This is a genomic window from Pyxidicoccus fallax, assembly GCF_012933655.1.
In the GTDB taxonomy this organism is placed as follows: Bacteria; Myxococcota; Myxococcia; order Myxococcales; family Myxococcaceae; genus Myxococcus; species Myxococcus fallax.
In genome coordinates, this window is sequence record NZ_JABBJJ010000572.1 from 1 (window position 1) to 4,497 (window position 4,497).

At 67.3% G+C, this 4,497-nt stretch carries 3 protein-coding genes, 1 tRNA gene and 1 pseudogene; all 5 read left to right on the forward strand.

Annotation, left to right across the window (positions count from 1 at the left end):
• Positions 1-468 (forward strand): annotated as a pseudogene (locus HG543_RS51780) (DNA primase); the annotation flags it as partial.
• Between the two features lie 93 nt (positions 469-561).
• Complete coding sequence (rpoD, locus tag HG543_RS51785; RefSeq protein WP_169352387.1) at positions 562-2,694, forward strand: RNA polymerase sigma factor RpoD; 2,133 nt, start codon at positions 562-564, stop codon at positions 2,692-2,694.
• Positions 2,695-2,792: 98 nt separating this feature from the next.
• On the forward strand, positions 2,793-3,260 hold the full coding sequence (locus tag HG543_RS56935) for an MGMT family protein (protein WP_343073655.1): 468 nt from the start codon (positions 2,793-2,795) through the stop codon (positions 3,258-3,260).
• A 116-nt stretch (positions 3,261-3,376) separates the two neighbouring features.
• Positions 3,377-3,449, forward strand: a tRNA-Ile gene (locus HG543_RS51795).
• A gap of 320 nt (positions 3,450-3,769) precedes the next feature.
• Positions 3,770-4,497: SH3 domain-containing protein (locus HG543_RS51800; RefSeq protein ID WP_169352388.1), on the forward strand; the 728-nt coding region annotated here is incomplete at its 3' end.

The window sequence follows — 4,497 nt, forward strand, 5'->3', positions numbered from 1 at the left end:
GAGAAGCCCCCACCCTGGCTGGAGACGCTCTACGTGGCCTCCGTCCTCCGGGATGCCCGCCTGCTTGCTCGTGACACCTTCCGGGTGTGTGACGAACTGTCCCACATGGGGCTGCGCATGGCGCTTGCCCACGCGACGTCCGGGCACGGGACGGAGGACGCGCTCTACGAGGCCTCTGACGCCGTGAAGCGCGCCATCGAGGAGGCCTGGCGCCAGCTGCCCGAGCCGGGAATGGTGCTGGAGCAGGACTTCTCGAACATCTGTCGGGAAATCATGGTGCGGCGCATTGACGAGCGCCTCATTTATATTAGGCGGGCGACGGAGCAGACGGCGGGGGCGTTCGACCTGACAGAGGAGACACGCCAGCTCCTGGCGGAGCGCGTGGAACTGTTGGCGCTCAAGAAGCGTGTCCTGGAGGAGCTCAAGCCTGGCTCCTCGGGAACAAAGGCGCCCATGCAACCGGTTTGAGTTCGCGTTTGTAAGAAACCCTGACTTTGCGGTAGATCGGCCGGCTCGCCCCTGGCCTTCAAGCCCCTGAATTTCTTAAGGAGAAGTACCCGAATGCCGACGCAGAAGCCCTCGAAGGCGTCCGTGAAGCCCACCAAGAAGAAGGTGGATCCGGTGATCCGCAAGAAGAAGGCGCCGGAGAGCTCCGCGTCCGCGCCGAAGGGGACGAAGCCGGGCGCCGAGGAGCAGCAGGACGCGGTCTCCGCGAAGAACGTCGTGGCCGAGGCCACCGAGAAGCTCAAGAAGAAGAAGGGTGTCGCCCCCGCCATGGCGGACGACGTGGACCCCGAGGAGGCCGCGGAGGAGGCTGCCGCCGCCGTCCAGGTGGACCCCGACGCCGTCGAGGACGACATCGAGGAGGATCCGGTCGCCGAGCGCAAGGAGGTCAAGGACCTCCTGGCCGCGGGCCGCGAGAAGGGCTTCCTCACCTACGACGAGGTCAATGACGCGCTCCCCGCCGACATCGTGTCGTCCGATCAGATCGACGACGTGATGAGCATGTTCGGCGACAACGACATCGAGATCGTCGACGCGCAGAAGGCCGCCCAGAACAACGAGATCAAGCCCACCGTCACCGTCGAGGAGGAGAAGGAAGACGCCGACGAGGACGAGAAGGACGAGGACGACGAGCCGGGTGGCAAGTCGAACGACCCGGTGCGCCTGTACCTGCGCAAGATGGGCAGCGTCAGCCTGCTCACGCGCGAGGGCGAGGTGGAGATCGCCAAGCGCATCGAGGAGGGTGAGAAGGAAGTCCTCCGCGCGCTGCTCGCCTGCAAGGTCGCCGTGGAGGAGATCCTCGACATCGGCAACAAGCTGAAGACGGCCAAGCTGCGCGTGCGCGATGTCATCAAGGACGCGCCGGAAGAGGCCCAGTCCGAGGGCGGCGACGAGGCTCCCGAGGAGGGCGCCGACGGCGAGGCTCCCCAGCAGCTCGCGCAGAGCGAGCTCAACAAGATCGAGCAGATCTGCAAGCAGATCGAGCGCTTCCGCAAGTTCGCCAAGGACTGCGAGGTGCTGGAAGAGGAGCTCTCGGGCAAGAAGAAGCTGACCGAGGTCCGCAAGAAGGAGCTCAAGCAGGAGATGAAGGACCTCCGGACCAAGATGATGGAGGTCCTGGAGGAGATGCGGCTCAACAAGAAGCAGGTGGACCGCATCGTCATCAACCTGAAGGCCCTCATCGAGCGCGTCGACAAGGCCGAGGACGAGCTGCGTGACCTGGAGCGCCGCTACGGCATCTCCATGAAGGAGCTGCGCCCGCAGCTCAAGGAGTCGCGCGAGAATCCGAACATCGGCAAGAAGCTGCAGAAGCAGCTCAACCTCACGCCCGAGCAGCTCGAGGTCCTGGACCGCGACGTGCGCACGGCGGTGCGGAAGATCAAGAAGGTGGAGGAGGAGGCGAACCTCCCCGTCGAGTCGCTGCGCCGCAACTACGACGCCATCCGCCTGGGTGAGCGCCGCGCCGAGCGCGCCAAGAGCGAGCTGGTCGAGGCGAACCTGCGCCTCGTGGTCTCCATCGCGAAGAAGTACACGAACCGCGGCCTGCAGTTCCTGGACCTCATCCAGGAGGGCAACATCGGCCTGATGAAGGCGGTGGACAAGTTCGAGTACAAGCGCGGCTACAAGTTCTCCACGTACGCCACGTGGTGGATCCGCCAGGCCATCACCCGCGCCATCGCCGATCAGGCCCGCACCATCCGCATCCCGGTGCACATGATCGAGACCATCAACAAGCTCATCCGCACCAGCCGCTACCTCGTGCAGGAGATCGGCCGCGAGCCGACGCCGGAAGAGATTGCCGAGAAGATGGAGCTGCCGCTCGACAAGGTCCGCAAGGTCCTCAAGATCGCCAAGGAGCCCATCTCCCTCGAGACGCCGATTGGCGAGGAAGAGGACAGCCACCTGGGCGACTTCATCGAGGACAAGAGCCTCGTGTCGCCGGCGGACGCGGTCATCAACATGAACCTGGCGGAGCAGACCCGCAAGGTGCTGGCCACGCTGACGCCGCGCGAGGAGAAGGTCCTCCGCATGCGCTTCGGCATCGGCGAGAAGAGCGACCACACGCTGGAAGAGGTCGGCCAGGACTTCGAGGTGACGCGCGAGCGCATCCGGCAGATCGAGGCCAAGGCGCTTCGCAAGCTGCGCCACCCGTCCCGCTCCAAGCGCCTGCGCTCCTTCGTGGAGAGCTGAGCGCGGTGTGAGGGCCTGACTTCCGTCAGGCCTCTCCCACGAGGCCCCCGTTCCCATTCGTGGACCGGGGGCCTTCGTGTTTCTAGAGTCCCGAAGCCGTGGCGCTCAAAGCGAATGTGAAGAAGAAGTCCGCGTCGTCGAGCTCCGAGCCCGGGCCGTCGCGGGGCACGGCCGCGTCGTCGCGTTCCGGCCCCGAATCATCCAGGGCCCGTCCCGGGCCGTCGCGGGGTCGGGCCGGGGCATCGCGGCCCGACCCGGACACGCCCCTCCCCTTCTCCGAGGCGGTGCGCCGCGCGGTGCGGGCGATTCCGCGCGGGCAGGTGCGCTCGTACGCGCAGGTGGCGCTCTACGCGGGGCGGCCCGGCGCGGCGCGGGGTGTGGGGATGGAACTGAGCGACCTGCCCACGCACGACGAGGTGCCCTGGTGGCGAGTCATCCGCTCGGGCGGAACGCTGGCGCCCGCGGTGGCCCACGAGCAGGCCCGGCGCCTGCGTGCGGAGGGCGTGACGGTGCACCAGCGCGGCAACCTGTTCCGTGTGGAACTGGACGACGGCGAGCGCGGGTAACCGCCGCCCTCCCTCCGCGGGATGCCTTCTCCCATCTGATGGGAGCAGGCCAGCCCCTTGCCAGCGGCGCGCGCGCGGAGTTATTCACCCGGACGTGGTGGTTGTTACGTGTTTGGGGGCCCTTAGCTCAGCGGTTAGAGCTGTCGGCTCATAACCGATTGGTCCCTGGTTCGAATCCAGGAGGGCCCACTCCCCTCACCCCCGCCTGGCGCCTCCAGAATCTCTACTGGGGCGCCGGGGCGGGGGCGGCCTCCGCGAAGCTCCGCACCACCGGCACACCATGCGGGTCGGCAACTCCCAGTGGGAGCCTCTCGGCAAGAGCATGCGTGCGAGGTGTCTGGGTGCTCCGCCAGATAGACCGACGTGCGAGGTCCTGGAGACCCGCGACATCGTCCGTTGAGGCGACCCACGGCCTCGCCGGGGCGCCGATTTAACTCGGTTTAATTCAACCGGTGCTCCGCCCGACGCGACACATGGATAGGAATTTTCTGTCCGAGAGGCCGCGCCCGATGATCCACCTTCCCCGCTTCCTGCCGTCACTCCAGCCCCACCGCCAGGAGCCCACGCCAGCCACGCCCCCTCCGGAGCCGCCGAAGCCGGCGCGGGTGACACCGCGTGACGTCAACACGTTCCAGCCGTCTGTTCCCACGGTGGCGAGCTCGCTGCGCACGGAGCAGCTGGGCGACGGCCGCTCCAACTGCCTGGAGAAGGCGGTGGCCCTGGCCCGGCCGGGAGACTCCATCCTCCTGATGCGCGACGCGAAGGATGACGTCGGCCACGCGCTCGTGCGCAGGCCAGACGGCTCCGTGGTGGACCCCAACCACCCCACGGTGCGGTACGAGACCCTGGGCCAGTGGCAGGCCATGCACCCGCGCTACGGCCAGCCCGTGTCGGTGCCGGCCGTGCAGGTGAAGCAGGTTCTCTCCACGCCTCCCGGAGAGAAGCGCGATGCACTCATCCGGCAGATGGGGCTGACCGGCGTGGCGAACCGCCAGGTGGCCGACGAGGAGCCGCGCTGGGTGACTCCGTCCGACAACAGGGAGGAGAAAGCGGTCAACGTCCGTGCCGCACCTTCCGCCTCCGGGGAGACGCCCATCAAGATGAAGGTGTATCCGGGCGACAAGCTGCAGGTGCTCGGTGAGGAGGGGGACTGGCTGAAGGTCCAGGCCCAGAATGGAGAGCAGGGCTGGGTCTACGAACCGAACATGGTTGAAGTCGAAGCCCCGCCCGCGCCCCC

Coding starts and splice junctions, on each gene's coding strand:
- rpoD (WP_169352387.1), top strand. CDS start 562: ATGCCGACGCAGAAGCCCTCGAAGGCGTCCGTGAAGCCCACCAAGAAG.